The following is a 26,293-nucleotide window of genomic DNA, read 5'->3' as shown; positions in this document are numbered from 1 at the left end:
GCCTTTCGTAAGAGCTTATAATCCTTTGCTTTTAAAAGAATTGGATAAATGACAAAACGGTCTTGCTGATTTTTCGTTCAGCAAGACCGTTTTATATGGCTGGAGTCGATGAACACCCGCAAACCATTGGCAGTCTGCAATAAATGCCCAAAATGCTCCTGTTATCAAAAGGCAAAAAAGAATCTCGGGAACTCGCTATTTAAGCGAGTTCCCGGGGTTTTGTTTCTTATTCCCACTCTGTTCCGTGTTTGCTTTCACAGCTACTTTCCATGCTTTTGGTGTCATTATCCGCAAAATTCCCACTCAATTTCGGAGATTTTTTGATTTGCAGAGGATCCGTGTACTTTTCATGTACTGCAGTTTCACATATCTCATGGGTATCACGGGTACTGCAAGTTAGTATCTCTGAGTATCATTATGCCGCACTTCGTTTTCTGTAGCAATGCATCAGCCGGAGTACGGTATAATTGCAACGTTACTACAATTAAATATGCTACCACAACAAGGCATGGGCTTTTATAAACGAGGGCCCATGCCTTGATCTATAAAGTGTATACACCAAAATTTATTATCAAAATTGAATAACCTATGGCGTAAACATAACGGGGAGTTTAGCAAGGTTCATTTGTTGGTGTTTTTTGTCTTTCTGACAAGCCTAAAGCATTATACTTAATTATTGCTAAAGAACTTTAGAGCAAATGTATATCCATTTCATTGTCATTGTATGCGTCAAGTTTTTTTATGTTATATCCCTTTTTCTTTATGGCTTTTCGAACTCGTTTACATTTGTCCCACTGGTTCAACCATGTTGTGTCAGGCAATAGAGTCTGGAGTTTTCTCCACCTATCTTCAGGATATAAAAGGTTTGCCAAGCGATCATGAACGTTAGTAACAGCAAATGCAACTAAATCATTCGGAAATTTAGTACTGCTTCTTAGAATCAGTGGTAGGTAGAAATCAGCTAAGCAATTCTTTTGCTGAATACTTAAGTCCTCTAAAGCTATTTCTTCAAATGATTTAATTAAAATTTTTTCGGATACCTTTTCAGTGTACGGATCAATAATATCTAGTAGGATTACAACTTGTTGAATTGACAAAGTGCTATATTTCTCTTCAAACATACACGCAGCGGTTTTAGAATGTGCTTTACAGAATGCTACCATTTGGGCGGTGTCCCGATGAAGTAATGTTCTAAATTGGAGCAAATATTCCAAAAAAATTTGAATCGCCGACTCTCCCCAGAGCGTGAATATTTCACAGGAAAAATCATAGGAGCTAGTATCAAGAATTTTATATGCTATTTTTTTGCTCAATGTGGCACTTTCTTTACATATTTTGAGGGAATCAAGTATTCCTTTCTGATAGCCTAGTGCCTGCGTCCAAATAGTATCACATTCAGCTAATGCCGGATTTAGCGTTATAAGCACACTGCACATGCCGTAATCCATGCCAGTGAACTCTTCGAGCATTTTGGCACTCAACAGATTTGCATATAGAGATAAATAGCGTTCTTGTATTTGGCTGTTTTCAATCTTGGCAAGATACTGGACTACTTTCTTTGCCCCATCCTTATCTAAGTCAAAGGAGTTGCTAACAAGAGAATTTAGTGAGTTTTCATTTACGGATATCCATTCAAACTTCAAAGTAGCTATTATTGTATTTGTATAAGATATTTTCTCGCCCCACGAGGTCAAAGCACCTTCAAAGTATAACTGCAAAAGCTTATTTCCAACGGATATTTTTTGATTAGAAAAGAGTTTTTCAATTAATTCTAAAGATTCGTAGAGGTTCAAAAAACCGTTTTTTCCGCACAATACAGAATAGAACTTTATAAATGATGTTAGATACTTGAAGTCGCTATACTCATGCCCGAAAAGATTTCTAAACGAGACAAATGCTGACCACTTCCCATTTTGTATAATGTTGCAGGCAAACGAAACCCATGGAGGAAATTTCTGCACCTCGTCTATGCTTTTCAAAACAGATATGTTCATGCCTGAATGATACACCCTGTTTTTAAGTCCTTGGGGTACAAACTGCAAACAAATAGTATTTTCACTGTCGCTACGTATAGACATTGAGCCTGTAATAAAAGAATAGCTCGGAGGTAGTTCACGATAACATGTTAGCCAAAGATATAACAACTCATTAAGGTATTCGTTCGAATTTTTGGAGATGATCATATTGGGAGGTTGATGACCGAACATCACCCAAAGTAAATATTGCAATCTTTTTTTATCTTTTTTATTTGTAAGTTGGCTTAGAGATGTCATCGCCAATGGCAGTGAATAAGAATCGAAGTTTATATTAGAGCTAGGACGCACAAAAAAAGTGAGTAAATCATCCAAGCCCTGAGATAAATCATCGATATCATCTAATTTGAATAATATTGAATGTGTCCAGACGCAACCTGGTCGACTCATTTCACCAGCGTACCAAGTCTTAGCGAGGACAATCAACTGCTCAGTTTCGAGAAAGTAGCCTGAAAAATAATCCTCAAAACCTTCTGCGATATCTGGACCAGATAGGTCACTCAATATATCCATTTTTCTTTTTGACGTCTCAGATAGACTAATGGAAGAAGCCAACAAGTGGTGGCCACTTGAATACCCATGTAGTGTTTGGTTTAGTGTTATGCTCATTTATTTTCACCTAAAATTAAGTAAAGCGGCAGAGTGATATCACTGCCTACATTTCCAGTTGCATCTACAACTAATATTCGTTCAACTGGAGAATTCTTTTCTAATAGGGAGTCTTTCTCGGCATAGTCAGCCCCTTGTGCGCTGACTCCCCAGATGTCATAATCTATAATATCTGGATTTGAGTAAAGGTATTTGACAAAGGTATAATGCGAAGTGAGAAAAATCAAAGTTTCCAATATATCACGACTTGCTCACTTGTGGCCCGCACTTGTGAAACAAGAGTATCAAGTACCCGGCGCTTATCGTCGAAGTCAACAGATACCCGGCGCTTATCGTCGAAGTCAACAGACTCCCAGTCCCGCAGATAGCCGCTTATGCTTTCAACCTGAGAGGACGAAACGGAATTAGCGGTAAGGTCGGCAACCAGTTTTGCCTGGGCTTGCCGTTGCCTGTCCAATTCTTCAATGCGGCTGTTTGCGTATTGTAACAAGGTGGGATTTGCGCCGGAAAGCGTATCAAGCAGTTTTTCAATCTCACTTTCGGTTTTGGCAAGCGCGGCGCGGGCGGCGGTCAGTTTCGGGTTGTAGCTTGCAGTTTTGCCGCCTTTCAGCGTTTGGAATACCCGCATTTTCTTAACCAATTCCTCATACACGGTTTGTTCCAGCACTTGTTTTGTCAAAGTGCCCGCACCTTGACAGCCTTTATTTTCCGAGCGTTGTTTACAACGTAAGTAGGTAACGCCATTCGGCGCGTTGAGACTTGCGAGAGCGTACCCGCAACAGCCGCACTTGATTTTCCCGGCCAGCCATGTATTATGGCACTTGCGCCCATTCTGGAACGTGGTGTTTTGTGACAGCTTGCGCTGGACGGCCAGCCAGAGCCCCGACGGGATGCGGCCCTTGTGGGGCGCTATGACGAGGATCGGCTCCTCACCCTCACGGCCCTGATACAGATAACAGCCATAATCACCCGTGAACAGTTCCGGCGGGCTTTCAATTTTCACGCCCTGGGCCTTGAAATATTCGTAAATATCCATATCAGCCTGGACGTAAACCGGGTTTCGTAAAAGCTGGCCTAAAAAACCGCGCTTTAGTGTTTTATCATATACCAGAATATTCTGCGTGGTGAAGTACCGGGTAATGTCGCCGTATGAGCTCTCCGGCTCCGCGTACATTTCAAACATCATTTCAACGTAATCCATCTCCGCGTTTTCCACCAGCTTTTTCGTTTTAATCCCGTCCATGACGATGGGCTCAAGATCAAAACCGTAAGCCGCCCGGCCCCGCATATAGTAGCCTTTGGCGCACCGGGAATAAAAGGCGTCCGTTACACGCATTTGGATGCTTTCGCGTTCAAGCTGCGCGAACACAATACAGATGTTGAGCATCGCCCGGCCCATTGGGGTTGAGGTATCAAACTTTTCCGTGCAGGAGACAAACTCCACGTTGTACTGCTTGAATATTTCCATGAGCTTTGCGAAGTCCACGATGGAGCGGCTGATCCTGTCCAGCTTGTAGACAACTACCCGCTTAATCAGCCCGGCCTTGATGTCCCTCAAAAGCCGCTGGAAGTCGGGACGGTCAATGTTCTTGCCCGAATATCCCTTGTCTTTATATTCCTTGCCCTCACCGCCTTTTAATTCGTACCGGCAAAATTCAAACTGGCTTTCAATGCTGATACTATCCTTTTTGTCGATGGATTGTCTACCGTAAATAGCGTCTATTCTATGATCCATAATTAGCTCCTTTTCCGTTGGAACAGGAGCCAACCTACAAGTATATTATACCTCTGCCGGCCATCTTCAACAAGGATGCCACGGCAAAGGGGAACGGGCGACCTCTGGACATTTTGTCCAGAAGCCGCCCGCTCTGCGTCAGGAGAGAAAAAATATCCCTCTATCTATCAACCGCACTTTAGAGCTAAAAGCGAACCCCCTAATAAGTAATTACTGTGTAAACTTTCAACCTTGGAACCTCTGGACAAAATGTCCAGAAGTGACGGCGATGTAACAATACCACGATTAAACGCTTATTACTCCTTTTTGCGTTTGGGGTCTATGAAACGGTAGCCCACGCCCCGGACGTTTTCAATGCACTTCCCGCCGTCCAGCTTTTGCCGCAGGCGGCTCACACTAACAGGGATTGCGTTGGTTTCGTCTCCGGAAAAATCATCGCCCCATACATAGTAGCGCAGTTGTTCATGCGTAAGCACCCGCCCCGCCTGAGAGGAAAGCACATACAGCAGATCAAACTCCCGGCGGGGCAAGTCCAACTCCCGCCCATTGTAGACCACGTGGCGGGTTAGGGGATCGATCAGCAGGTTTTCAAACGTGACAATGGTATAGCACCGCTGACCGGGCAGGGGCGGGGCGGTTGCGTTATAGCGCCGGAGCAGGGCCTGGGCACGGAGCAGGCACTCCTGGAGTTCCAGGGGCTTTTGTATAAAATCATCCGCTCCCATTTCATAGGCCCGCGCCCGGTGCTCAATACCACCCTGAAAGGACAGCACCAAGATCGGCATATTACTCATTTGCCGCATGAACCGGAGAAGTTGGAGTCCGTCTGTTTCCGACAGGGAGATGTCCAGGATCACAAGCTCGTAGTTATGACGGTTAAGGCGCTCGATGCCGTCCACCACGGACAGGGTATAATAAGCGCCGATGCCGTATTCCGTCAAGGCGTACTTGATGGCTTTGCAGTTTTTCAAATCACTGTCAATAATCAAAACTCTCTGCTCCGCGTTCATAGCGCAGACCTCCTTTCTGGTTGTTGTTTCTGTCACCTCTGGACAAAATGTCCAGAAGTGGCGGTGCCAACCCGTCCATGTAAACAAAGTACCCTCTCGGTAATCAGAGTGCCCTATATGTAATCAGTTTTGAAAATGCTGGTTTAACCAATTAATAATGGTATGTACAGCTAGCATATGGTTCCCGATTTGACAGTGTTGTTCACCTCCTTCCGCTGTAGTAAACGATCTGCAAGTTAGGCTTTTTGCATTATGTATAGAACCTTTCAGTCTATAAAATTGGTTGGACGGAATATAATGATCTTTCTCACCAGCCAATAACAACACATCTTGCGTGATTAAATCCGTAACTCCCAAAAGATTGTGATGGGATAGGTTTTGATAAAACTCAAAAGGGGTTTCTGTCCCTGTAATATACATACCTTGAGATAATGCCCAATCTGCTAGAACACTTTTCTTTGCTATCATACCAGCCAACCCATTAAGAAGTCGTTTCCATTTGTTACGATAAGCAAGTCGAATAATTTGGCAGACAAGAGCAGGAAACACGTTTGTCATTACTTCCAATCCGTTGTCCATTACGTCATATGCAACAACGGCCGATATTCTCTTTTCATAGGCGGCACTTCGCAAGGCAAAATAGCCACCCCATGAGATACCAACAAAAGCACATTTCTTGATATGAAAGAAATCCAAGATAGCTGATGTAGCCTTTTCAAAATCAAAGCGGAAGTACAATTTTTCCTGGAGGCATTTCCCTTGTCCCGGTCCATCAAAAAGTAATACTTCATAGTTCTGAGATAAAAGGTCATGTACTTGAAGTACAAATTCTTCAATAAAGGAATCATACCCTCCACAGACAACGACTGTTCCTCTGGAATGTAAGGGTGATAGTTTCAAACAGTAAAGATTTTTTCCTTCAAAGGGCACCTGAATTTTTTCGTAGTGTAATTGTAGCTCTAAATCAAAGGCACGATAAAAATTTTCAATACATTTGTTATAAGTATCTTCTTTTCGTTCATCAGTGGTTTTTAAGAAAAACTCGGCCATACGATAGTAATAAGCCGCATGGAGAAAGTGCATTTTCCTTTCGGCACTTTCTGCCATATCTGACCAGACTATATACCAATCTTCAAAGTTCTGAATCCTCGGAATATTGGTTTTAATTGTTTCGCTATTACACGCTAAATCCCCGTAAGTTAAAACTCTATTGGCCTGAAAATTAAACTGCGGAATATGATTTATAATTAGGTAACTCATTATTTTCGACCTCCATATGTTAAGTAACTTAACAGAAAAAGCAACAAAAATTAAAGTATCTTTATTTTGGGGATAGTTCTTTCCACATCTTTTGAAGATCAACAGCCAACGAAGAAAGGGTATTAACTGTTTCTGGTGGATATTTTTTAAATATAGCAACTAATTTTTCACTTAACAAAGAGTGTTGTTTTTTATGCAAATCAGCTACTTGTTTTCCCTTAACAGTAAGGGTCAAGACAACTTCATTATCCGTGTCGGGTGAAACTTTTTTTTCAATAAAGCCTTTCTTGACGAGTTTACTAACCGCTTGTGATACAGCACTTTTTGAAATCCCTTGCAATTTTGCTAAATCAGTTATATTTATATTTTCATGTGTCTCGATAGCTACAATGGTATGAATCTCAGCTAAATAAATTTGTGGCTCGATGTCGTAGGTATGTGTCAACTTTTCCAGAACAGTATATTGGTTTATTGTCTGAAGAAATAATTCACAAAGTTGATCTATTGATAAATTATCCATTTGTCCACTACAATCCCCTTCTGTTAATCTACTTAACAGAATACATCAAGAATCTATTTATGTCAAGTAAACTGCAACGCTCTTTTTCAGAGTTTCCGGGATTGTGCGCTACCGGCAAGCAGGGCAAGCGTATAACGCTTGCTATTTTTGCGGCCCCGCCGGGACCGCAAAAATGCTTGTTGGGGTTGCTCCCCAAACCCGCCACCTCTGGACATTTTGTCCAGAAGTAATGGCTGCGTCCCCGGCGCTATCGCGCCTGTTCCTTATCCCTGCCTGGGGCCGTGATCCCCAGCAGATGGTCGATGTTCGTCTTGACGGCCAGGGCCTCCCGCGTATCCCGCTGGGCCGTGTGATACTCTGCATAGAGGGCTTTTTTCTCCGCTGCCAGCTATTCTAAAGTGTGGACAATATTTGAGCAAAACCGGGACGGGGCATGGAAAGATACCAGCCACATCGGAACAGACTCCGCAGAGCCTTAAAATAAGCGGGTTTCTGGTGTCCTAATTGTCCACGCTCTTACCTCGAATGTTACGCTTTGAAACCCAAAACCGGGGCAGGCCATAGAAAGATACCAGCCCCCTCCAAACTGGGCCCGCAAAGCCTTGATACAAGCGGCTTTTTAAGGGCTAAAAGCTAACAGGTCAGCCCCCGGTTTCATGTGTGTTTCGTTTCTAAGCACTCCGATTTTTTTATTTACGGGTTCAACCTTATCCCCCCGCCCTTTTCCAATCATGGAAAAGGGGGCGGCTCTGGAGGATATATCCCCCGCCGCGCCCCTTGTGGATAGCACAGCCAGGGCCGCCCATCAAGGGTAAACCGCCGCAAGCGGCGGCGCGTTCGCGCCCTTGACAGGCGGCCCCGTCTGTGCTTTTTGTGATGCGGCGACGGGGGATATATACCCACAGGAGCCATGTTGACGAGATACATCAACCTCTGGACAAAATGTCCAGAAGTGCATGGGTTAATGCTATCGACAGGACGATCCCGCCTTGCGCAATTTTCCCATGTGCGCAAAAACGCCGCCCATTGGTAACAATGGCGGCGTTTTGTTGTAGATTGGCCCCTGTATTTTCAGTTGTTTTATTATGCCCTTGTAAAGAACCTTTAGCAGAACTGCCATAGCATATTCATATGAGTTGAAAAAAAGGTTGCAGGTGTCATTTCGGAATTCGCTCGGATTGCTATATCCCATGCAGAAAAAACAAAACTAATCTTCGTTAGTTGCCCTTTCCTAAGATCCGATATAAACTGTAATAATTCAATCACTTGAACTTGCAAAGGATCATGTTTTTTTGGATCCCTAGCCAACGATGGTTCTGCTTTGTTATCCTGGATACATGTCATGTGCTCCGAAATAAGACCGATTGATTTCACACTATCTACATGAATAAAAAACAAAACTGCATCCGCTGTTTGAATATAATCTGCAAGTTCTTCCGATATAGATCTTTGCACATAATGCTTTTGAAAGGTTTCTCCAGACAAGTCAGGGAAAAACAATTCAAATATAGTCTCATCAGGCGCTTTTAGCTTAATACTAAGGTTTGTTTGTTCGTTGCTTGGAACCGTTCTGTCAAGTGGTTCGGCATCGACCCATTTTTGACTTAGTTGTGCAAGATACTGCCCATTATCTATTTTATCCAATTTCAGACTAGCTGCAAATGAATTACTATTAATTGTATGCCACAATGCCGCGAGAAACGTTGTTTTTCCTGCGCCGGGAAGCCCCATAATAAAACATTTTTTATTCATGTGTTGTACCTCTCAGCTTGTAGAACAGTTTATTAAACTCGGAATCTATTGGCTCATCAAACTCATACTGAGGACTGCTATGGAGATATCGCGGCTCATAATCCCATGACGACAATAAGCTTTCAAGGCCAAATCCCACGGTAAAAGATGAGTCGTGAGGCATTGCGGCAACCTCGTGAACTGTAACATTTTTAATATAATGAGTGATTAAAGACTGCAGTTCTTTGATTTTATCTTCAATAAAACAACTAATGGTAGAATCATCGCTTGCGCTAATGATATCAAATTTACTGATAACAAGCTGCACTTTTGTGGACACAGAATACAATCCTGCGTCAAAAATCGTTCTTATCATCGTTGAGGCTTCTTCAATAACGCCATTTCTTCGATATTTATTTGCAAGGCGTTCTCCATCAAGAATTACCGTTATTGAGTCTGCGTTTTTTAAAAAGGGCATTTGTTTTGCCAAACTACCTACATTGGCAATGTGTGCTTGGATTTCCTCTCCCGATAGATCTGCAAACAGATAATTAGCTATCTGCTTTTTGTCTTCATTAAACAAACGCAAATGAAGAAATATTTCTTGTACTCCTCGGCTGGTTCTTGGTGTAGTGGCAATCTCTTGTCTAGAATTGATTCTGGTATAAAAAGAACGATCTTCATAGCCTTGAATTGTTTTTGAGCCGGCAAACAAATGATTCGCTAATTTCTCTCGTTGAAACAACTGATATATCGTAGATTCGATAGTTGTTTTCCCGCATCCAGAAGGACCAACTAAAACAATCACTGCTGTGTTCTCGGATGCCATAACATCATAAGTTTCTTGCAAAGAGAGTGCACGGCCGGAGGGTAGAGGAAGAAAACCTGATTGGAGCTCATCTTCTTGTAGACTTTCAGAGTCCGAAACTTCGATGTCATCGCTGATCATGCTGTCTACATCAGTTGCGGCATCAGCTTCTAGTTCAGATAATATATTCGAATCAGTCTTAATAATATCTTCCATATCCTTACTCTCGATTCGTTTTAATTAACATGCATTCAAGGTACATCAATTCAGCCCAATCTAAAATGTTATTTTCTGTGGACGGAAAATCAAACCCAAGCCGCCCAAAAACAACGGGTTTCCACACATCGGGAGCGCCTATCTCCAAAGCGCATTTTACTGAACACAAAATAGGAGTTATTACTGCAGCTGAATCAATACAATCATAGCTATCAATAATTCGTTGCTTACTATTATTATCCAAGCTATCTACTAGTTCTGCAAGTGAGTATGTAGCCTTATCGCCTTTACACAAATCAAGCATTTTCTTAATAAATGATTTTGACGCATATGGCCCTGGCAATACACGAACTAGGTCTGCCAACTCTTTTGCCAAAACAAATGCCACGCTTTTTTGTGTTCTTTTTTTAGAAAGCTGTATATCTAAATCATTACTCCACTCTCCACAAATCCATGAAAGGATAGAAGACTCTTCACGATAAAGTTCCAGTTCCTTTCTCATCTCGCGTTGATTAGACACCAGAGCAGTAATACTTGATGCAATGGATCGATACGCAGCCTCTAGATTCTGAATCTGGGTTTCATCCATTGATGGATTCTCTTTGAGGGATTTGGCACAATCAGTAAAGGGTTTCGTCGGCACATTCTTATAAACATGGGCAGCTTCTCTGCTTTTGGCCGACAAGCTGCCAAAACATCCGATAGCCTTTTCAATTATTTCGGGAAGAACAACATCAATATTATATTTTGATAAGCAAACAATCGAAAAGATAGCATTCAGCTGATAGTCTTTATTTTCCATTAACTCAGCCAATATAATGCCCGATAAAAGGCTAAGCTCCCGCCGATTATTTTTCGTAAAGGAAATATCTAGATCATTAAAAACCTTGACGAACTCTTGGACGAACTCCTCATTATTTTTTAATCCATAATACATTTTTACTAGCTCAAAAACATCTAAGTCTTCTTTTTCGATATACTGCTCAATTCCCTGCCAGCGCTGCTCAAGCTGCTCCGGGGATATTCCGAGCCCCACTCTGGAATAGCTTTCGGAAAAAAACTGTTTCATATGATCTTCTCCTTTTTCGATACGATTTCCATTATACAATCATATAGAGATTGAAGGGTTCCTTGATCCTTCGCACGCTGGATTGCAACATTTAATGTTGCTGCAATAGACCGCCCCTTGTCTTGTTCCGAGAATAGCTTAAATTTCTCGAGCAATTCAAATTGCCGAAAGACTGACAGTTCATAGAAATTATAAATTAACTCTCGCTCATTTACTGCTACTTTGGACTGTTGGTTTGCTTTGCTTTCAACAGCGTGGGTTTCCTCCAAGTCATCCTTTGGTGTTTTCTCAGATTCGTAGCATAGACAAGGGTCACTTAAATCTTGCCGCCTTTTACGATCAATATTTATTGTGTGATGTATTAATATCCCATTAGTGGTGGCAGATATATCGGGCTGAAAACGGTCGCGATTTTCTGATAATATTCGTGGATAGATGTCAATATTTAAAACTCTGTCGCCATCTATTGTTTCACTGCTAATCGTAATCCAGTTATATCGTGGGAACCAATCAGCCGCCCTCTGTGGGTGAGTAGCACCGGAAAACAATATAGCATTGTTTTCAGCGAGTTCGACCGATTGCATATGCATATGACCATATAACTGCACATCAGCTCTTTTGTTAATTCTGTCAATTATGTCGCTGCTAAATTTCCAGCATTCGGGAGGATGATGACACATTAGCATAACCGCTGTGTCTGGCATATGCCTAGGGATTTGAGATTGGCCTATATACATAAGACGATCTTTACTTTTTGGTACAAAGCATGAAGAAATACCAATTAAGCATAGTTTCAGCCCGCAATCTAATGGAAATTCTTTGCTCCAGATTATTTTTTCAGCCGAGATGTTGCAATTAAATCTGTTCGCAAACTCGTTATATTCTCGTAGTGGTTCGAACAAAATGCTGTTGTAGGAGCAATCGGTAATTGATTCTTCAAAGGCAGCGTCTGCAGCATCCAACAAGATCTGTTCATCAATTGTGTTCTGTGCTTGTGACACGGCTGGACTTTTATCCGCAATTGTTAGGTCTACATCATGATTGCCCGGAACACAATATATATCACTAGGGTTGATAGAAAAAAGCTTGGATATTTCTAATAAATATTCTTTTGCCTTTTCATACTCTGTTTTAGCACCGGAAAAAGCAATATCTCCTGATACTAGAATGCCTGATACATTTTCGAGAGCAATTTTAGCGTTTACATCTAAATCAGTAATAATCGCATCTCGCAACTCACGGTCTATGTCAGCGGGATTGTTACTCGACTTTACAAAGTGAATATCTGATAGATGAACAAAAGAGATGCTAGACAAGAAATCACCACCTAGTTCTATATTAGAATCGATTTTAATTGTTTGTTATATTTTTTGGTATATTTTCCTATTTTCTTAACATTATTTGGCATCCTAAGTAAGACAAAATACACGCACCAAATGACTTCGTATCACAGGATTGCTAGAGAAAAATATTAATCCTTATAAATTTAATTATAGCTGTTTTTCCAAATAAGAGCAACCGCTGTTTCGACTAATTATACTAATATTATTGGATGACAATTAATAATAAGCTGTAGGCGTGTTTATGACATGTGTCACAAACACGCCTACAGCTTATTAACGTAAAAACCTTGAGTTTGCATTTGGGGATAGTGGCACATAGATGCTATCCTAAAAAATAGCACTTTCGTTTGAATAGTGTAATTTTTTATGGAGGAATCAATATTATGGCATCTATTGTAAAACGAAACAAAAGTTATGCGGTTGTCTATACAGACACCACAGGCGAAAAGAAAAAACAAAAATGGGAGACATACTACAGTCTTGAGGAAGCTCAGCAACGAAAGGAGTTATTGGAGCTATGCTCAAATACACGAACAGAAGTCCGCCATCAGTGTGTACAGACGGTGGAACAATTTTTTGTACAATACGTGGAACTATATGGTGTAAGCCATTGGTCACTATCCACCTACCAAGCTAATTGCAGCCTTATTCGCCGTTACCTTAACCCAGCCATTGGCATGATGCGGCTACAAGAACTCTCCCCTCGTGTGGTGGCACAGTTATATCACCGCTTTGCACAGCTACCACAACAGGGTGGTCACTGCCATGCACCAACAGGCAAAGCAATTACCACGCAAACCCTGCGCAGCCTTCATAAGCTGCTGCACAGTGCCTTTGAGCAGGCAGTGCTGTGGGAGTATCTGGTGCGAAACCCTTTTCATGGCGCGTCACTGCCAACGCCACACCCCTCTCCCCTTGCTTTCCTTATTCCAGAACAGGTACGACAGCTATTAGATAATTGCACCAACCCCATATTGCACATGGCCGTGACACTTGCCTTTGCGGGAACGCTGCGCAAGGGCGAACTGCTGGCGCTGACCTGGCAGGATGTAGATTTCGCCGAGGGCAGCATTCGAGTAAGTAAAACCCTGTGCCGGGTCAGTAACTATGCGCTGACTAAGCTACAGGGACGAGATATTCTCTATCAATTTCCATCCGTGCTGAGTACTGCCTGCACCACATTGGTGCTCAAGCGTCCTAAAACAAAAGCCAGCAGCCGGGTTATCTATTTGCCGGCCTCAGTGATGTCGGAATTGGAAGCCTTTAAGGCATTCTCGCCTGCAACTGAACTGGGACTCGTTTTCTGTTATCCAGATGGACGTCCCATCCAGGAACATACCCTAACCGACCGCTTTCACGAGGTGCTGAAAGCGGCTGGTCTGCCACAGGTAACCTTCCACAGCCTGCGACACAGCAGTATCACATATAAGCTGGTGCTGTCACAGGGAGATCTTAAGGCGGTGCAGGGGGACTCCGGCCATGCTCAAGTAGATATGATTACCGACCTGTATGGTCACATTTTAGAAAATAACCGCATGACCAATGCTAAACGCATGGACGAAGCCTTTTTCCAAAAAGGGAATAGTAAACTGGAATCGAACGTAAGACCTATCGCTTAGGAGGGGATAGGTCTATCCAGTACAAAAGAAAACATCAAAAATCTTATCCCGTATCCAAATGGAAAGAAGGTCTCCCCATGAATATAGACCACTGCAAAACTTTTAATGCCTTGGGCGATTACCTCAAGGAACAGGCTACTCGGACTGATTTAAAACAGGACGAGTGTAAACAGCTATATAGCACGCTGGAGGATCGTTGTCAGCGCCATTATCTAAACAGTCTGCTATCTGGGCATAGAAACTGGTACATCTGCGAGGGCACATCTGCTGTCTTTACCTACCTCTATCGCAATTGGAGTTACCAAAGCAGCCTTAAGGCGAATCGCGACTATCTGGTGGAGATCGCCAACCATCTTCAGCGGGACTACTTTTGCGCCGATGGCCAACAGATTACAGTACAGGAGATCACGCACATTTTATCCATACTGGACAAGTATTATGACTTTTCCCAAAAGGTGCTGGGCGATACGCTTTTGTATCTGATGTTGCCGAACGATGCCCACCGAACCTATGATGCCCTTTGCCGCCCTTATACCACACCGGACGGACAGTGGACCTGCGATATCATCTTGCCCCATATTCAGCGAGACACGAAAACAAACCCTGGCTCCATACTACTCCATGAACTGGGTCATCTGCTCAATCTCAAGTTGACCGGCAGTCTGTTGGTGTTGCCTGAGCCGTTTGTGCAACTGGATGGTTTGATACGGACCACCCAAACCGCGGGTAGTACAGAAGAACTCAGCGAACTATTCGCTCACCTCTTCGCCATGACCATGCTTCGACAGCCGGAACTAAAACAGTATGATTCCTATCCGCCACTACCAGAGGAAACACAAGCAGTCTTTACCGCCTATTTTCAAACCTTGCTGGAAGGGCTATAGCCGCACACAACACCGCTCATTGGATTCATTCCCAATAGGCGGTGCTTTTTTATGCCATTACATCCAAAGGAGGACTATATGAATCCATTAAATCATCCAGAGGACAAAAAATTCTTAACAGCCACTGAGGTTGCTGAGATACTTCATATTTCAAGGAGTTCAGCCTATCGTATCATCCAACGATTAAACGGCGAACTTAAGGCACAGGGTAAAATCACAATTGCTGGTAAGATTTCTTCTCGATACTTTTTTGAAAATGTTTACCTTTGATCTGCAATCCTATACACCCAAACGAAATCATGATAAAATAAAGTTGTGGTAGCAGAAGGAGGTGCAAATGCCTACCTACAAAGACAAGAAAACCGGATTGTGGTATTGCAAATTTGTTTTTACTGATTGGGCGGGCAAGAAGACACAAAAAAAGAAAATGGGCTTTAAACTGCAAAAAGAGGCGAAAGCCTATGAAACGGAGTTTTTAAGCAAGGCGCATGCTTCCTGCGATATGCTCTTTTCCTCCCTTGTAGAACTCTATATGGAGGACTGTAAGCCGCGTCTAAAGCTACGACCTATGCAAATAAACAATTTCTCATAGGCGCCCATGTGCTGCCCTACTTCGGGAATACGCCAATCAATAAAATCTCTGCAACAACAATTCGGAAATGGCAAACGACACTGATTTCGCATCCCGCCGGCTATAGTGAAACCTACCTGAAGACCGTACATAATCAGGTGTCCGCAATCTTCAACTTTGCTTGTAAATATTACAGGCTCCCGGAAAACCCCGCTCGGATTTGCGGCGCTATGGGAAAGAAGAATGCGGACTGCCTGCTGTTTTGGACGGTGGATGAGTTTAAGCGATTTGCTGAAGCTGTCAGCGATAAGATCGTTTCCACGACCATTTTCAATCTGCTCTTCTGGTCAGGGATGCGTTCTGGTGAAATGCTGGCGCTAACTTTAAACGACTTCGACTTTGATACGAACACAGTGTCGATCAGCAAAAACTACGCACGGCTCGATAACGAGGACTTGATTCTTGAGCCCAAAACACCAAAAAGCAAACGGAAAGTTACTTTGCCGCCCTTTGTCTGCGATCTTGTAAAGTCTTATGTTGAAAAGCTTGTAGATTACGAACCAGATGAACGGTTATTTACCGTGACAAAGCACTATCTCAAACATGAGATGAGCAGAGGCTGCAAGAAAAGCGGCGTCAAGGTTATCAGAATTCATGATCTTCGCCACAGTCACGCAAGCTTGTTGATCGAGATGGGGTTCTCCCCACTTCTCATTAGCGAACGGCTGGGTCATGAAGATATAAAAACAACTTTGCAGACCTACTCCCACCTGTATCCAAATAAACAGGGGGAAGTAGCTGAGAGACTGCAAAGTTTCTTTTAACCCCATTTCGTGTACCTTTTGTGTACTTGCGTGTAAAAGAGAAAGCCGCAAACCCGCTTATCATGCGGGTTTGCGGCGATGGTTGTATTATTCCCACTCAATAGTCGCTGTAGGCTTTGGAGAAAGATCATAGCAAACGCGATTGACTTCTTTGACCTCTTTCAGAATCCGGTTTGTAATCTTCTGCAATACCGGCCAGTCGATGGTCTCAATGGTCGCCGTCATAGCGTCAATGGTGTTGACCGCACGGATAATGACCGGATATTCAAAACAGCGGGCATTGTCGCGGACACCGACTGATTTAAAATCCGGAACGACTGTGAAATACTGCCAGACCTTCTTATCCAGCCCTGCAATATGGAATTCTTCCCGTAGAATAGCATCGGATTCCCGTACCGCCTCCAAGCGGTCCTTGGTAATTGCCCCCAAGCAGCGCACACCTAAGCCAGGACCCGGGAACGGCTGCCGATACACCATCTCTGCCGGCAATCCAAGCTCTATACCGCAGGCGCGCACTTCGTCTTTAAACAGCTGGCGAAGCGGCTCAACCAGCTCAAATTTGAGGTCTTCCGGCAAACCGCCCACATTATGATGGGATTTTACCATTTTTGCGGTTTTGGTTCCGCTTTCCACAATATCCGGATAGATGGTTCCCTGTGCCAGGAAATCAATTCCTTCCAACTTGCGCGCTTCCTCTTCAAACACACGGATAAACTCCGCACCGATGATTTTACGCTTTTGCTCCGGGTCTGCAACATCCGCCAACTTGGAGAGAAAACGCTCGGAAGCATCCACATATACCAGGTTAGCATTCAATTGATTGCGGAAAACAGAAACGACCTGCTCTGGCTCCCCTTTTCTCAGCAAGCCATGATTGACATGGACACAGGTCAATTGATCTCCAATTGCTTTCAACAACAGTGCAGCGACAACGGAGCTGTCTACACCGCCGGAAAGCGCCAGCAGTACCTTTCGATCCCCCACCTGACGACGGACCAACTCTATCTGATCGGCAATAAAGTTTTTCATATTCCAGTTGGCTTCCGCCTTGCAGACGTCAAATACAAAGGGCTTCAGCACATCACAGAGCGCTGTTTCATCCTCCGGAAGCTTGTCCATCGTCTGTTCAGCTTTCCCATTGTGTGCAATAGAAAGAACAGGCAACCCGCAGCCGTAAAGCTCCTCCCGCACATCGATCTGCACACCGTCTACCACATTGTTCGGGCCGCCGTTTAAAATAATACCCTTGGCATTCGGCAGTGCTTTCAGCTCGTTCGCAGTGATATCATGGGAATAAATTTCACTGTACACGCCGAGACTGCGGATAGCACGCGCTACTGTTGTATTTTCCGTACTCCCCAGGTCCAAAATAACAATCATATCCTGTTTCATTTGGTCTCCCTTCTGCTCCGCGTACATGATTCCAGTATGTTGGTCTCGTGCGGAGCCGCCACCAACATCTCATTTATATTGAATGCTTTTATATTTCCGATATAGAATCCTACTCCCACTCGATGGTTGCAGGCGGTTTACTCGTGATATCATAAACCACGCGGTTTACATTCTTTACTTCATTGATGATACGGCTGCTGGCAGATTCCAGCACATCATACGGAATCCGTGCCCAATCGGCCGTCATAAAGTCCGTGGTGGTTACACCGCGCAGCGCAATGGTATTGTCGTAGGTTCTTCCATCGCCCATCACGCCGACGCTCTTAATTCCGGTCAACACTGCAAAATACTGATTGATTTTGCGATCCCAGCCCGCTTTGGAAATTTCCTCACGGAAGATCGCATCCGCATCCTGGAGGATTTCCAGCTTGTCCTTCGTGACATCGCCCATGATTCGGATGCCAAGCCCGGGACCCGGGAAAGGCTGCCGCCATACCAGGTTTTCCGGTATTCCCAGCTCCAGACCGACCCGGCGCACCTCATCTTTAAACAGATCGCGCAGAGGTTCGATGATCCCTTCAAAGCCCACATCCTCCGGCAACCCACCGACATTGTGGTGGCTCTTGATGGTCGCGGCCTCCCCTTCGCCGCTTTCCACTACATCCGGATAAATAGTCCCCTGGCAAAGATATTCGATTCTCCCCAGTTTCCCGGACTCCTCTTCAAACACGCGGATGAACTCTTCTCCGATAATTTTACGCTTTTGTTCCGGTTCCTCCACGCCCTTTAAACGGTTCAGAAAACGATCCTGCGCATTGACGCGGATCAGGTTCATATCAAACTGCTGCCGGAAAACACGCTCCACCTCGTCGCCTTCGTTCTTTCGGAGCATCCCGTGGTCGACAAAGATACAGGTCAGATTTTTTCCGACCGCTTTGTGTACCAGCACCGCCGCCACGGAGGAATCCACGCCGCCGGAAAGCGCGCAGAGGACCCGCTTGTCTCCAACGGTTTCTTTGATGTGCTGGATCGTTTCCTTGGCAAAGGAAGACATGACCCAGTCCTTGGAGCAGCCACAGATATGATAGAGAAAATTTTTCAGCATGTCTATTCCATAGACGGAATGCTCCACTTCCGGGTGGAACTGAAACGCATAGAGGCGTCTGCTGTCATCCGCCATGGCGGCAACTGGACAGGCGTCGCTTACCGCAGCGACTGCAAATCCGGCCGGAACCGCGGAGATATAGTCCGTATGGCTCATCCAGCAAACCGATTCCTCCGGGATGCCCTGAAACAGCGCCGCTGCTCCCTGAACGCGCACAGGCGTTTTTCCATACTCGCGCACCTCGGAGCTGCTGACTTTTCCTCCCAGGAGATGGGCCATCAGCTGCGCGCCGTAACAAATGCCGAGTACCGGAATTCCCAGGGAAAAAATCTCTTTCTCACAAACCGGCACGCCATCCGCATAGACCGAATTGGGACCTCCGGAGAAGATTATGCCTTTATATCCCGCGTCCGCGATTTGTTTCGCCGGCGTTTTATAAGACTTAATTTCACAGTACACATTGCAGTCGCGCACTCTGCGTGCAATCAGCTGGCTGTACTGTCCGCCAAAGTCTAAAATCAGGACTGTTTCGTTTTTCAACATACTGAATTTTCTCCTTATTCAGGAAACTTCTGTACTTGTAACCATACAGAAGCTTCCCTCTAACATCTAATCTTCGCTTATTCTACGGTGACCGACTTTGCCAGATTGCGCGGCTTATCGATGTCGCATCCCTTCATGGAAGCCACATAATAGGCAAAAAGCTGCAGCGGAATGACTGTCAGGGACGGCAGCAAAAATTCATTTGTCTGCGGAATGTAAAACACATCGTCCGCGGTCTGCTCAATCTGTGTATTGTTCTCCGTTGTCATTCCCAAGACGACCGCACCGCGCGCTTTGACTTCCCTGACATTGCTCATCATCTTATCAAAGAGCTTCTGATGGGTCGCCAGCGCAATCACCAACGTCCCTTCCTCCACCAGAGAAATGGTTCCGTGCTTTAATTCGCCCGCCGCATACGCGTCGGAGTGAATATAGGAAATCTCCTTCAGCTTCAGGGAGCCCTCCAGAGACATGGCATAGTCCAGGTTTCTGCCGATAAAGAAAACATCCTTTGCATTGAAATGCTGCGACGCCAAATACTGAATGTTTTCCTTATGCTGCAAAATCTGTTCAATTTTATCGGGAAGCGCCTGCAGCTCCGCGAGAAATGCATTGTACTCTTCCTCCGTCACTCTCCCTAAGAGGTCCGCCATATAGATCGCCAGCAGATACACCACCGCAAGCTGCGTGCTGTACGCTTTTGTAGTGGCAACGGCAATCTCCGGCCCCGCCCAGGTGTAAATGACATCGTCGGAATCATTGGCAATGGAACTGCCCACCACATTGACAATGGAGAGTATACGCGCGCCGAGACGCTTCGCTTCACGCAGGGCCGCCAGCGTATCCGCCGTTTCACCGGACTGGCTGATGACCAGCACCAGCGTCTTCTCATCGATAATCGGCTGGCGGTAACGGAACTCGGAAGCGACATCCACCTCCACCGGAATGCGGGTCATCTTCTCCAGCACGTATTTCGCTACCATGCCCACATGGTAAGCAGAGCCGCACGCCACGATAAAAATTTTCTGGAACGCTTTGAGGTCCTCCGCCGTCAGGCTGATGTGATCCAGCACCACGCGGCCCTCTTTGACGCGCGGCGAGATGGTATCGCGGACCGCCTTGGGCTGCTCCATGATCTCCTTGGCCATGAAATGTTCATAGCCGCCTTTCTCCGCCGCAGAGACATCCCAGTCGATATAGACCGGCTCCTTCGGGACCAGTTCCTGATCCATATCATAAATCGAAACGCCCTCGCGCTTGATAACTGCGATTTCATTGTCGTTCAAACGATAGATATTGCGCGTTTTACTGAGAATGGCAGGTACATCGGAGGCGATAAAGTTTTCTCCTTCTCCAAGACCGATAATCAATGGACTGTCCTTACGGACCGCAATCAGCTGATCCGGCGCGTCCGCGCAGATGATGCCCAACGCATAGGAGCCTTCCACCTTCTGCAGCACCTTAATCACCGCGTCCAGAATATTGCCCTTGTAATAGTACTCCAGCAACTGCGCGACAACCTCCGTATCTGTTTCGGAAACAAACGAAACGCCACGGCGGATCAAGTGATCCTTCAGCGCCATGTAGTTTTCAATAATACCGTTGTGCACCACGGCGAATTTTCCGGAATCGCTCACCTGCGGATGAGAATTGATATCCGACGGCGCGCCGTGCGTCGCCCAGCGGGTATGCCCGATCCCGATACAGCCCGGTACGTCCTTGCCGTCGTGAATCAAATCCTTTAAAACCTGCAAACGGCCCTTCGCTTTGACCACCCGCAGCGATGTGCCGTCATAAACAGCCACACCTGCGGAATCGTAGCCGCGGTATTCCAGTTTTTCCAAGCCCTTGAGCAAAAAAGGCGCCGACTGATCTTCACCGATGTATCCCACAATACCACACATAACAAATCCCCCTTATGCGGGCCCCAATCCCGCATACCTTTCAAAATTATCTGTAGATAATATCCTCGCGGGCCGGACCGTTGGAAACAATCCTGACCGGCACTCCGATCGCCTTCTCTGCAAACTCAATGTACTTCCGTGCATTTTCAGGCAGATCCTCATATTTCTTAATGCCGCGGATGTCGCAGTTCCAGCCGGGCAGTGTTTCCAGAACTGGCTTGCACTTCTTCAGCTGCGCGGTTGTCGGGAAGTAATCGATTCGCTTGCCGTCGAGCTCATAGGCCACACAGACCGGGATTTCTTCCAGATAGCCCAGAGCGTCCAGGACGGTAAACGCGACGCTTGTCGCCCCCTGTGCCTGGCAGCCATACCGTGAAGCAACCAGATCCAGCCAGCCCATACGGCGCGGACGTCCGGTGGTCGCGCCGTATTCGCCGCCATCGCCGCCTCTGCGGCGCAACTCGTCAGCTTCTTCCCCAAAAATTTCACTGACAAACTCGCCGGCTCCCACTGCGCTGGAGTACGCCTTTACCACCGTGATGATTTCCTTGATCTCATACGGCGGAACGCCGGCTCCCACCGCGCCGTAACCGGCCAGTGTGGAGCTGGATGTCACCATGGGATAGATGCCGAAATCCGGATCCTTCAAAGCGCCCAGCTGGCCCTCCAGCAGAATGTGCTTCCCTTCCTTAACCGCATTCTGCAGCAAGGTAAAGGTATCCGCCACATAAGGCGCCAGAAGCGCTTTATACTCCATCAGCTTGCTGTATACCTCATCTACCGTCAGTTCCGGCTGATGATACAACTCTCTATATAATACGTTTTTCAGGGTGATAACATGCTCAATTTTTTCCTTTAAGCTTTCCTCATCGTCAAAAAGCTCGCTCACCTGAAAACCGATTTTTGCAAATTTATCCGAATAGAACGGCGCAATACCGGACTTTGTGGAACCAAAGGACTTGGAAGAAAGACGCGCTTCTTCAAAGCTGTCCAGCGCCACATGATACGGCATGACCACCTGCGCGCGGTCGGAAACCAGGATATTGGGCTTCGGCACGCCGCGCTCTTCCAGGGACTTTAATTCCTTGATAAAGTTCTCCACGCTCAGCGCTACGCCGTTGCCAATAATATTGGTAATATGGCCGTAGAATACACCGGATGGAAGCTGATGCAGCGCAAATTTTCCGTAGTTGTTAATGATGGTATGGCCCGCATTGCTGCCGCCCTGAAAACGGATGACAATATCGGACTGCGCGGCTTCCACGTCGGTGATTTTACCTTTGCCCTCGTCACCCCAGTTGGCGCCTACAATCGCTGTTACCATAGATTTACACCTGCCTTTTCATTCTGTGCGCTTCTGCGCAAAACCAGATTCCGCCGCCTCTGAAAGGGGCGGCGGCTCGAACTCCGCATATTTGCGGGATTATAAAGAAATCTCCGCTTTTTCAGTCGGAATGGAATCATAATCCGCCAGAGCGGACTGCACGGTATTCCGGACAAACTCCTCGGTCTGCATCGGCGCGCAGCCCACATATTTCTCAGGGCTGACGATTCCCTGCAGCTCCTCCAGCGTAACGCCGAAAATCGGGTCGCCGGCGATGCGGGACAGGAGGTCGTTTTCCCCGCCCTCTTCCTTGACCACTTTGGAAGCAGCCATGGAATGCACGCGGACATGCTCATGGAGCTGCTGGCGGTCTGCGCCGCGCTTTGCCGCGTCCATCATGATATTTTCCGTCGCCATGAACGGAAGCTCCCGGCGGAGATGCTGTTCAATCACCTTTGGATAGACGACCAGTCCATCCGCCACGTTGCTGTAGAGGTTCAGAATACCGTCCACCGCGAGGAACGCCTCCGGGACGCTGATGCGCTTGTTGGCGGAGTCGTCCAGCGTGCGCTCAAACCACTGTGTGGCTTCCGTCATCGCGGGGTTCAAACTGTCCGCAATCACATAGCGGGCAAGCGACGCGATACGCTCGGAACGCATTGGATTGCGCTTATACGCCATTGCAGAGGAACCGATCTGATTCTTCTCAAAAGGTTCTTCCACCTCTTTGAGATGCTGCAGCAGGCGGATGTCGTTGGAGAACTTCGCCGCACTTTGTGCAATGCCGCTCAAAACGGAAAGCACCTGGCTGTCCAGCTTGCGGGAATAGGTCTGGCCGGAAACGGCATAGCAGCTTTCATAACCCATCTTCTCCGCGATTTTGCGATCCAGCGCCTTGACCTTTTCGTAGTCTCCGTCAAACAGCTCCAGAAAGCTTGCCTGCGTGCCGGTCGTTCCCTTGGAACCCAACAGCTTTGCCTTGCTGAGCTGATATTCCACATCCTCCAAATCCATCAGCAGGTCCTGAATCCACAGGGTCGCGCGCTTTCCGACGGTAGTCGGCTGGGCGGGTTGGAAGTGGGTAAACGCCAGCGTGGGCAGGTCTTTATACTGCATTGCAAAATCAGAAAGGACGCGAATGACGCTTACCAGCTTGTTTCGTACCAGCTTCAATGCATCCATCATGATGATGATGTCGGTGTTATCGCCCACATAGCAGGAGGTCGCGCCCAGATGGATAATTGCGCGCGCGTTGGGACACTGCTCTCCATACGCATATACGTGGGACATGACGTCGTGGCGCACCACCTTTTCGCGCGCTTCCGCCACCTCGTAGTTGATGTCTTCTACATGCGCCTTCAGCTCGTCGACCTGCTCCTGCGTGATGGGAAGGCCCAGTTCTTTCTCCGTCTCCGCCAGGGCAATCCATAGCCTGCGCCAAGTGCGGAACTTTTTATCCGGAGAAAACAGGAATTTCATCTCAGGGTCCGCATAGCGGGAGGACAGCGGGGATTCGTATGTATTCTTCACTCTGGCAACCTCCCTCAATCTTTCCGGATGGGTTCACAGTATTTATTTTCTTTGGACGCCATGGAATGGGCCGGGATCGGCGCGGGATAATTGCCGGAGAAGCATGCGTCGCAGTAGTGGCCCAGCGCGCCGTTTGTTCCCAGCATCTTCGGCAGGTTTTCCAGAGAAAGGAATTCAATGGAATCTGCAAACGACATCTTGCCGATTTCCTCCACTGTGTGATGGCAGGCGATTAGATCGTCCTTGGACGGAATATCGGTACCGAAATAACACGGCCACAGGAACGGCGGGGAACTGATGCGGAGATGCACTTCCTTGGCGCCGGCGTCCTTCAGCATGGAAACAATATGCGCGCAGGTAGTACCGCGCACAATAGAATCGTCCAGCATTACGACGCGCTTTCCTTTTACCGCGCTGACAATGGAATTCAGCTTAATGCGTACGCTGCGCTCACGGGCCGCCTGGTCCGGCTTAATGAACGTGCGGCCAATGTAGCCGTTTTTCATGATGCCCTTCTGGAATGGGATACCGGACTCCTCGCTGTAACCGATCGCGGCATCCACACCGGATTCCGGTACGCCGATGACCATATCGGCGTCCACCGGATGCTGACGGGCCAGCAATCGTCCGGCTTCCTTGCGGGCTTCATAGACGCTGATGCCATCCACCATGCTGTCGGTTCTTGCAAAATAAATGTATTCAAAAACACAAAGGGACTTTTTTGTCTGCACCGGCAGCATAATGGAACGCAGCCCCTCTGCGTCCACCACAACCACTTCGCCGGGCTCCACATCGCGGACAAAGTCCGCGCCGCACGCGTCAAGCGCGCAGGTTTCGGACGCAATCACGTAGGTGTTTTCAACCTTGCCGATACAAAGCGGACGGAAGCCATTGGGATCCCGCGCTGCAATCAGCTTCTGCGGACTCATCACGATCATGGAATAGGAGCCGTGCACTTTCGGCATCGCGCGGCAAACCGCCTCTTCAATGGAGAATGCTTCCACACGCTCCCGGGCAATCATATACGCAATGACTTCTGAATCGATGGTCGTCTGAAAAATGCAGCCGCGATGCTCCAGCTCATGGCGCAGCTCATACGCATTGCTGAGGTTCCCGTTGTGCGCAATTGCAAGCGTCCCTTTAATGTAGCGCATGACCAACGGCTGGGAGTTCTCCCGCGCGCTGGCGCCCGCGGTGGAATAGCGGACATGTCCAACCGATATCTGACCGACCAGGCTATTCAAAATCTTGTCGTCAAACGCTTCCGTTACCAGTCCCATTTCCTTATAGCAGGAAATAACGCCATTGTTGTTGACTGCAATGCCGCAGCTCTCCTGTCCTCTGTGCTGCAGCGCCAGCAGGCCGTTATAAGTGGCATAAGCCGGGTTCAAAGCGCCGTCCGGAGAGTATACGCCAAAGACGCCGCACTCCTCGTGCGGTTTCGAGAAATCATAATCCATTACAGATCCCTTCAAAATCTCACCATCCTAAATTATTTCTCAAACAAAGCCCGGTTGCACGGGCCTGCTCCATGCCAATTCTGCGAATCAAAGTCCAATTCTCTTCATCATTTCCGCATAGGCTTCTTCCACGCCGCCCATATCTCTGCGGAAACGGTCCTTGTCCAGCTTTTCCTTGGTATCAGCGTCCCAGAAGCGGCAGGTGTCGGGGGAAATCTCGTCCGCCAGGATGATCTTGCCGTCCGGGGTCTTGCCGAACTCCAATTTGAAGTCTACCAGAATGACGTTGAGCTGCTTAAAGTATTCCTTCATAACCTCGTTGACCTTAAACGCCATCTTTTTGATGGTATCAATCTCTTCCTGGGTTGCCAGATTCAACGCCAGCGCATGGTAATCATTGATCAGCGGGTCGCCCAGATCGTCGTTTTTGTAGGAAAATTCGATGGTCGGCTGCGCAAACTCGATGCCCTCTTCCACGCCGAAACGCTTTGCAAAGGAGCCAGCGGAAATATTGCGGATGATGACCTCCAGCGGAACAATCTCGACTTTTTTCACAAGCGTCTCGCGGTCGCTCAGCTCTTCCACAAAGTGCGTGTCGACGCCCTGCTTTTCCAGCAGCTGGAACATACAGTTGGACATGCGGTTGTTGACAACGCCCTTGCCGACAATGGTGCCTTTCTTCTGGCCATTGAACGCGGTTGCATCGTCCTTGTAATCTACGATGCAGAGATTCGGATCCTCTGTGGCAAATACCTTTTTGGCTTTTCCCTCATAGAGCTGTTCACATTTTTTCATGATGACGT

20 protein-coding genes and 1 pseudogene are annotated in these 26,293 nt (G+C 46.6%); 4 read left to right on the top strand and 17 right to left on the bottom strand.

The window, feature by feature from the left end:
* Positions 1-689: 689 nt before the first annotated feature.
* The 10 genes from I4V53_RS05780 to I4V53_RS05735 all read right to left on the bottom strand — a co-directional run bounded on the left by I4V53_RS05780 (position 690) and on the right by I4V53_RS05735 (position 12,307).
* Positions 690-2,642, bottom strand: a complete 1,953-nt coding sequence (locus I4V53_RS05780) for a GAP1-N1 domain-containing protein (RefSeq protein WP_195984452.1) — start codon at positions 2,640-2,642, stop codon at positions 690-692.
* Positions 2,639-2,878 (bottom strand): TRAFAC clade GTPase domain-containing protein, encoded by a 240-nt coding sequence (locus I4V53_RS05775; protein ID WP_195984450.1) that lies wholly within the window; start codon positions 2,876-2,878, stop codon positions 2,639-2,641. Before I4V53_RS05775 ends, I4V53_RS05780 begins: the two co-directional genes overlap by 4 nt.
* Entirely contained in the window at positions 2,866-4,377 is a 1,512-nt protein-coding gene (locus tag I4V53_RS05770; protein WP_195984533.1) for a recombinase family protein, read from the bottom strand. Before I4V53_RS05770 ends, I4V53_RS05775 begins: the two co-directional genes overlap by 13 nt.
* Positions 4,378-4,673: 296 nt before the next feature.
* The gene (locus I4V53_RS05765; protein WP_195984448.1) at positions 4,674-5,387 is read right to left on the bottom strand and encodes a response regulator transcription factor; all 714 of its coding nucleotides are present in this window, start codon (positions 5,385-5,387) and stop codon (positions 4,674-4,676) included.
* Between the two features lie 123 nt (positions 5,388-5,510).
* Entirely contained in the window at positions 5,511-6,647 is a 1,137-nt protein-coding gene (locus I4V53_RS05760) for an alpha/beta fold hydrolase (RefSeq protein ID WP_195984445.1), read from the bottom strand.
* A gap of 61 nt (positions 6,648-6,708) precedes the next feature.
* Positions 6,709-7,167, bottom strand: a complete 459-nt coding sequence (locus tag I4V53_RS05755; RefSeq protein ID WP_195984443.1) for a MarR family winged helix-turn-helix transcriptional regulator — start codon at positions 7,165-7,167, stop codon at positions 6,709-6,711.
* A gap of 1,104 nt (positions 7,168-8,271) precedes the next feature.
* Positions 8,272-8,919, bottom strand: coding sequence for a TRAFAC clade GTPase domain-containing protein (locus I4V53_RS05750; protein WP_195984441.1), 648 nt, complete (start codon positions 8,917-8,919; stop codon positions 8,272-8,274).
* Positions 8,912-9,922, bottom strand: coding sequence for a TRAFAC clade GTPase domain-containing protein (locus I4V53_RS05745; RefSeq protein WP_195984438.1), 1,011 nt, complete (start codon positions 9,920-9,922; stop codon positions 8,912-8,914). Before I4V53_RS05745 ends, I4V53_RS05750 begins: the two co-directional genes overlap by 8 nt.
* 4 nt (positions 9,923-9,926) lie before the next feature.
* Complete coding sequence (locus tag I4V53_RS05740; RefSeq protein WP_195984436.1) at positions 9,927-10,991, bottom strand: GTPase-associated system all-helical protein GASH; 1,065 nt, start codon at positions 10,989-10,991, stop codon at positions 9,927-9,929.
* Positions 10,988-12,307: a metallophosphoesterase family protein gene (locus tag I4V53_RS05735; protein WP_195984435.1), complete on the bottom strand. Its 1,320-nt coding sequence runs from the start codon at positions 12,305-12,307 to the stop codon at positions 10,988-10,990. Before I4V53_RS05735 ends, I4V53_RS05740 begins: the two co-directional genes overlap by 4 nt.
* A gap of 410 nt (positions 12,308-12,717) precedes the next feature.
* Between I4V53_RS05735 and I4V53_RS05730 the strand changes: the two genes are divergently transcribed.
* The 4 genes and pseudogenes from I4V53_RS05730 (at position 12,718) to I4V53_RS14275 (ending at position 16,232) form a co-directional block, all read left to right on the top strand.
* Positions 12,718-13,953 carry a site-specific integrase gene (locus I4V53_RS05730; protein WP_195984433.1) on the top strand — a complete coding sequence of 412 codons (1,236 nt, stop codon included), beginning with the start codon at positions 12,718-12,720 and terminating at the stop codon, positions 13,951-13,953.
* 77 nt (positions 13,954-14,030) lie between these two features.
* Positions 14,031-14,837: a hypothetical protein gene (locus I4V53_RS05725; RefSeq protein ID WP_195984431.1), complete on the top strand. Its 807-nt coding sequence runs from the start codon at positions 14,031-14,033 to the stop codon at positions 14,835-14,837.
* Between the two features lie 78 nt (positions 14,838-14,915).
* Positions 14,916-15,107 (top strand): helix-turn-helix domain-containing protein, encoded by a 192-nt coding sequence (locus tag I4V53_RS05720; RefSeq protein ID WP_195984430.1) that lies wholly within the window; start codon positions 14,916-14,918, stop codon positions 15,105-15,107.
* A gap of 67 nt (positions 15,108-15,174) precedes the next feature.
* Positions 15,175-16,232 (top strand): annotated as a pseudogene (locus I4V53_RS14275) (site-specific integrase).
* 87 nt (positions 16,233-16,319) lie between these two features.
* Here the strand turns inward: I4V53_RS14275 and guaA (I4V53_RS05710) are convergent.
* The 7 genes from guaA (I4V53_RS05710) to purC all read right to left on the bottom strand — a co-directional run bounded on the left by guaA (I4V53_RS05710) (position 16,320) and on the right by purC (position 26,285).
* Positions 16,320-17,624 (bottom strand): glutamine-hydrolyzing GMP synthase, encoded by a 1,305-nt coding sequence (gene guaA / locus I4V53_RS05710; protein ID WP_195984428.1) that lies wholly within the window; start codon positions 17,622-17,624, stop codon positions 16,320-16,322.
* Positions 17,625-17,733: 109 nt separating this feature from the next.
* Entirely contained in the window at positions 17,734-19,269 is a 1,536-nt protein-coding gene (gene guaA, locus I4V53_RS05705) for a glutamine-hydrolyzing GMP synthase (protein WP_195984531.1), read from the bottom strand.
* An 80-nt stretch (positions 19,270-19,349) separates the two neighbouring features.
* Positions 19,350-21,176: a glutamine--fructose-6-phosphate transaminase (isomerizing) gene (glmS, locus tag I4V53_RS05700; RefSeq protein ID WP_195984426.1), complete on the bottom strand. Its 1,827-nt coding sequence runs from the start codon at positions 21,174-21,176 to the stop codon at positions 19,350-19,352.
* A gap of 46 nt (positions 21,177-21,222) precedes the next feature.
* Positions 21,223-22,500: an adenylosuccinate synthase gene (locus I4V53_RS05695; RefSeq protein WP_195984424.1), complete on the bottom strand. Its 1,278-nt coding sequence runs from the start codon at positions 22,498-22,500 to the stop codon at positions 21,223-21,225.
* Between the two features lie 99 nt (positions 22,501-22,599).
* Positions 22,600-24,030 carry an adenylosuccinate lyase gene (gene purB, locus I4V53_RS05690; protein WP_195984422.1) on the bottom strand — a complete coding sequence of 477 codons (1,431 nt, stop codon included), beginning with the start codon at positions 24,028-24,030 and terminating at the stop codon, positions 22,600-22,602.
* A gap of 14 nt (positions 24,031-24,044) precedes the next feature.
* On the bottom strand, positions 24,045-25,490 hold the full coding sequence (gene purF, locus I4V53_RS05685) for an amidophosphoribosyltransferase (RefSeq protein ID WP_195984529.1): 1,446 nt from the start codon (positions 25,488-25,490) through the stop codon (positions 24,045-24,047).
* An 87-nt stretch (positions 25,491-25,577) separates the two neighbouring features.
* Positions 25,578-26,285: a phosphoribosylaminoimidazolesuccinocarboxamide synthase gene (gene purC / locus I4V53_RS05680; RefSeq protein WP_195984420.1), complete on the bottom strand. Its 708-nt coding sequence runs from the start codon at positions 26,283-26,285 to the stop codon at positions 25,578-25,580.
* Between the last annotated feature and the right edge of the window lie 8 nt (positions 26,286-26,293).

The sequence above is a fragment of the Clostridium sp. D33t1_170424_F3 genome (genome assembly GCF_015667585.1).
In the GTDB taxonomy this organism is placed as follows: domain Bacteria; phylum Bacillota; class Clostridia; order Oscillospirales; family Acutalibacteraceae; genus Anaeromassilibacillus.
The sequence above is the reverse complement of the archived record's forward strand: the minus strand, read 5'-3'. Positions and strand labels throughout refer to the sequence as shown.

What these genes read in the sequence shown, in the direction of transcription:
- I4V53_RS05780 (WP_195984452.1), bottom strand. Translation starts at nt 2,642, where the DNA reads ATGAGCATAACACTAAACCAAACACTACATGGGTATTCAAGTGGCCAC.
- I4V53_RS05770 (WP_195984533.1), bottom strand. Translation starts at nt 4,377, where the DNA reads ATGGATCATAGAATAGACGCTATTTACGGTAGACAATCCATCGACAAA.
- I4V53_RS05765 (WP_195984448.1), bottom strand. Translation starts at nt 5,387, where the DNA reads ATGAACGCGGAGCAGAGAGTTTTGATTATTGACAGTGATTTGAAAAAC.
- I4V53_RS05760 (WP_195984445.1), bottom strand. Translation starts at nt 6,647, where the DNA reads ATGAGTTACCTAATTATAAATCATATTCCGCAGTTTAATTTTCAGGCC.
- I4V53_RS05755 (WP_195984443.1), bottom strand. Translation starts at nt 7,167, where the DNA reads ATGGATAATTTATCAATAGATCAACTTTGTGAATTATTTCTTCAGACA.
- I4V53_RS05750 (WP_195984441.1), bottom strand. Translation starts at nt 8,919, where the DNA reads ATGAATAAAAAATGTTTTATTATGGGGCTTCCCGGCGCAGGAAAAACA.
- I4V53_RS05745 (WP_195984438.1), bottom strand. Translation starts at nt 9,922, where the DNA reads ATGGAAGATATTATTAAGACTGATTCGAATATATTATCTGAACTAGAA.
- I4V53_RS05740 (WP_195984436.1), bottom strand. Translation starts at nt 10,991, where the DNA reads ATGAAACAGTTTTTTTCCGAAAGCTATTCCAGAGTGGGGCTCGGAATA.
- I4V53_RS05730 (WP_195984433.1), top strand. Translation starts at nt 12,718, where the DNA reads ATGGCATCTATTGTAAAACGAAACAAAAGTTATGCGGTTGTCTATACA.
- I4V53_RS05725 (WP_195984431.1), top strand. Translation starts at nt 14,031, where the DNA reads ATGAATATAGACCACTGCAAAACTTTTAATGCCTTGGGCGATTACCTC.
- I4V53_RS05720 (WP_195984430.1), top strand. Translation starts at nt 14,916, where the DNA reads ATGAATCCATTAAATCATCCAGAGGACAAAAAATTCTTAACAGCCACT.
- guaA (WP_195984428.1), bottom strand. Translation starts at nt 17,624, where the DNA reads ATGAAACAGGATATGATTGTTATTTTGGACCTGGGGAGTACGGAAAAT.
- glmS (WP_195984426.1), bottom strand. Translation starts at nt 21,176, where the DNA reads ATGTGTGGTATTGTGGGATACATCGGTGAAGATCAGTCGGCGCCTTTT.
- I4V53_RS05695 (WP_195984424.1), bottom strand. Translation starts at nt 22,500, where the DNA reads ATGGTAACAGCGATTGTAGGCGCCAACTGGGGTGACGAGGGCAAAGGT.
- purF (WP_195984529.1), bottom strand. Translation starts at nt 25,490, where the DNA reads ATGGATTATGATTTCTCGAAACCGCACGAGGAGTGCGGCGTCTTTGGC.
- purC (WP_195984420.1), bottom strand. Translation starts at nt 26,285, where the DNA reads ATGAAAAAATGTGAACAGCTCTATGAGGGAAAAGCCAAAAAGGTATTT.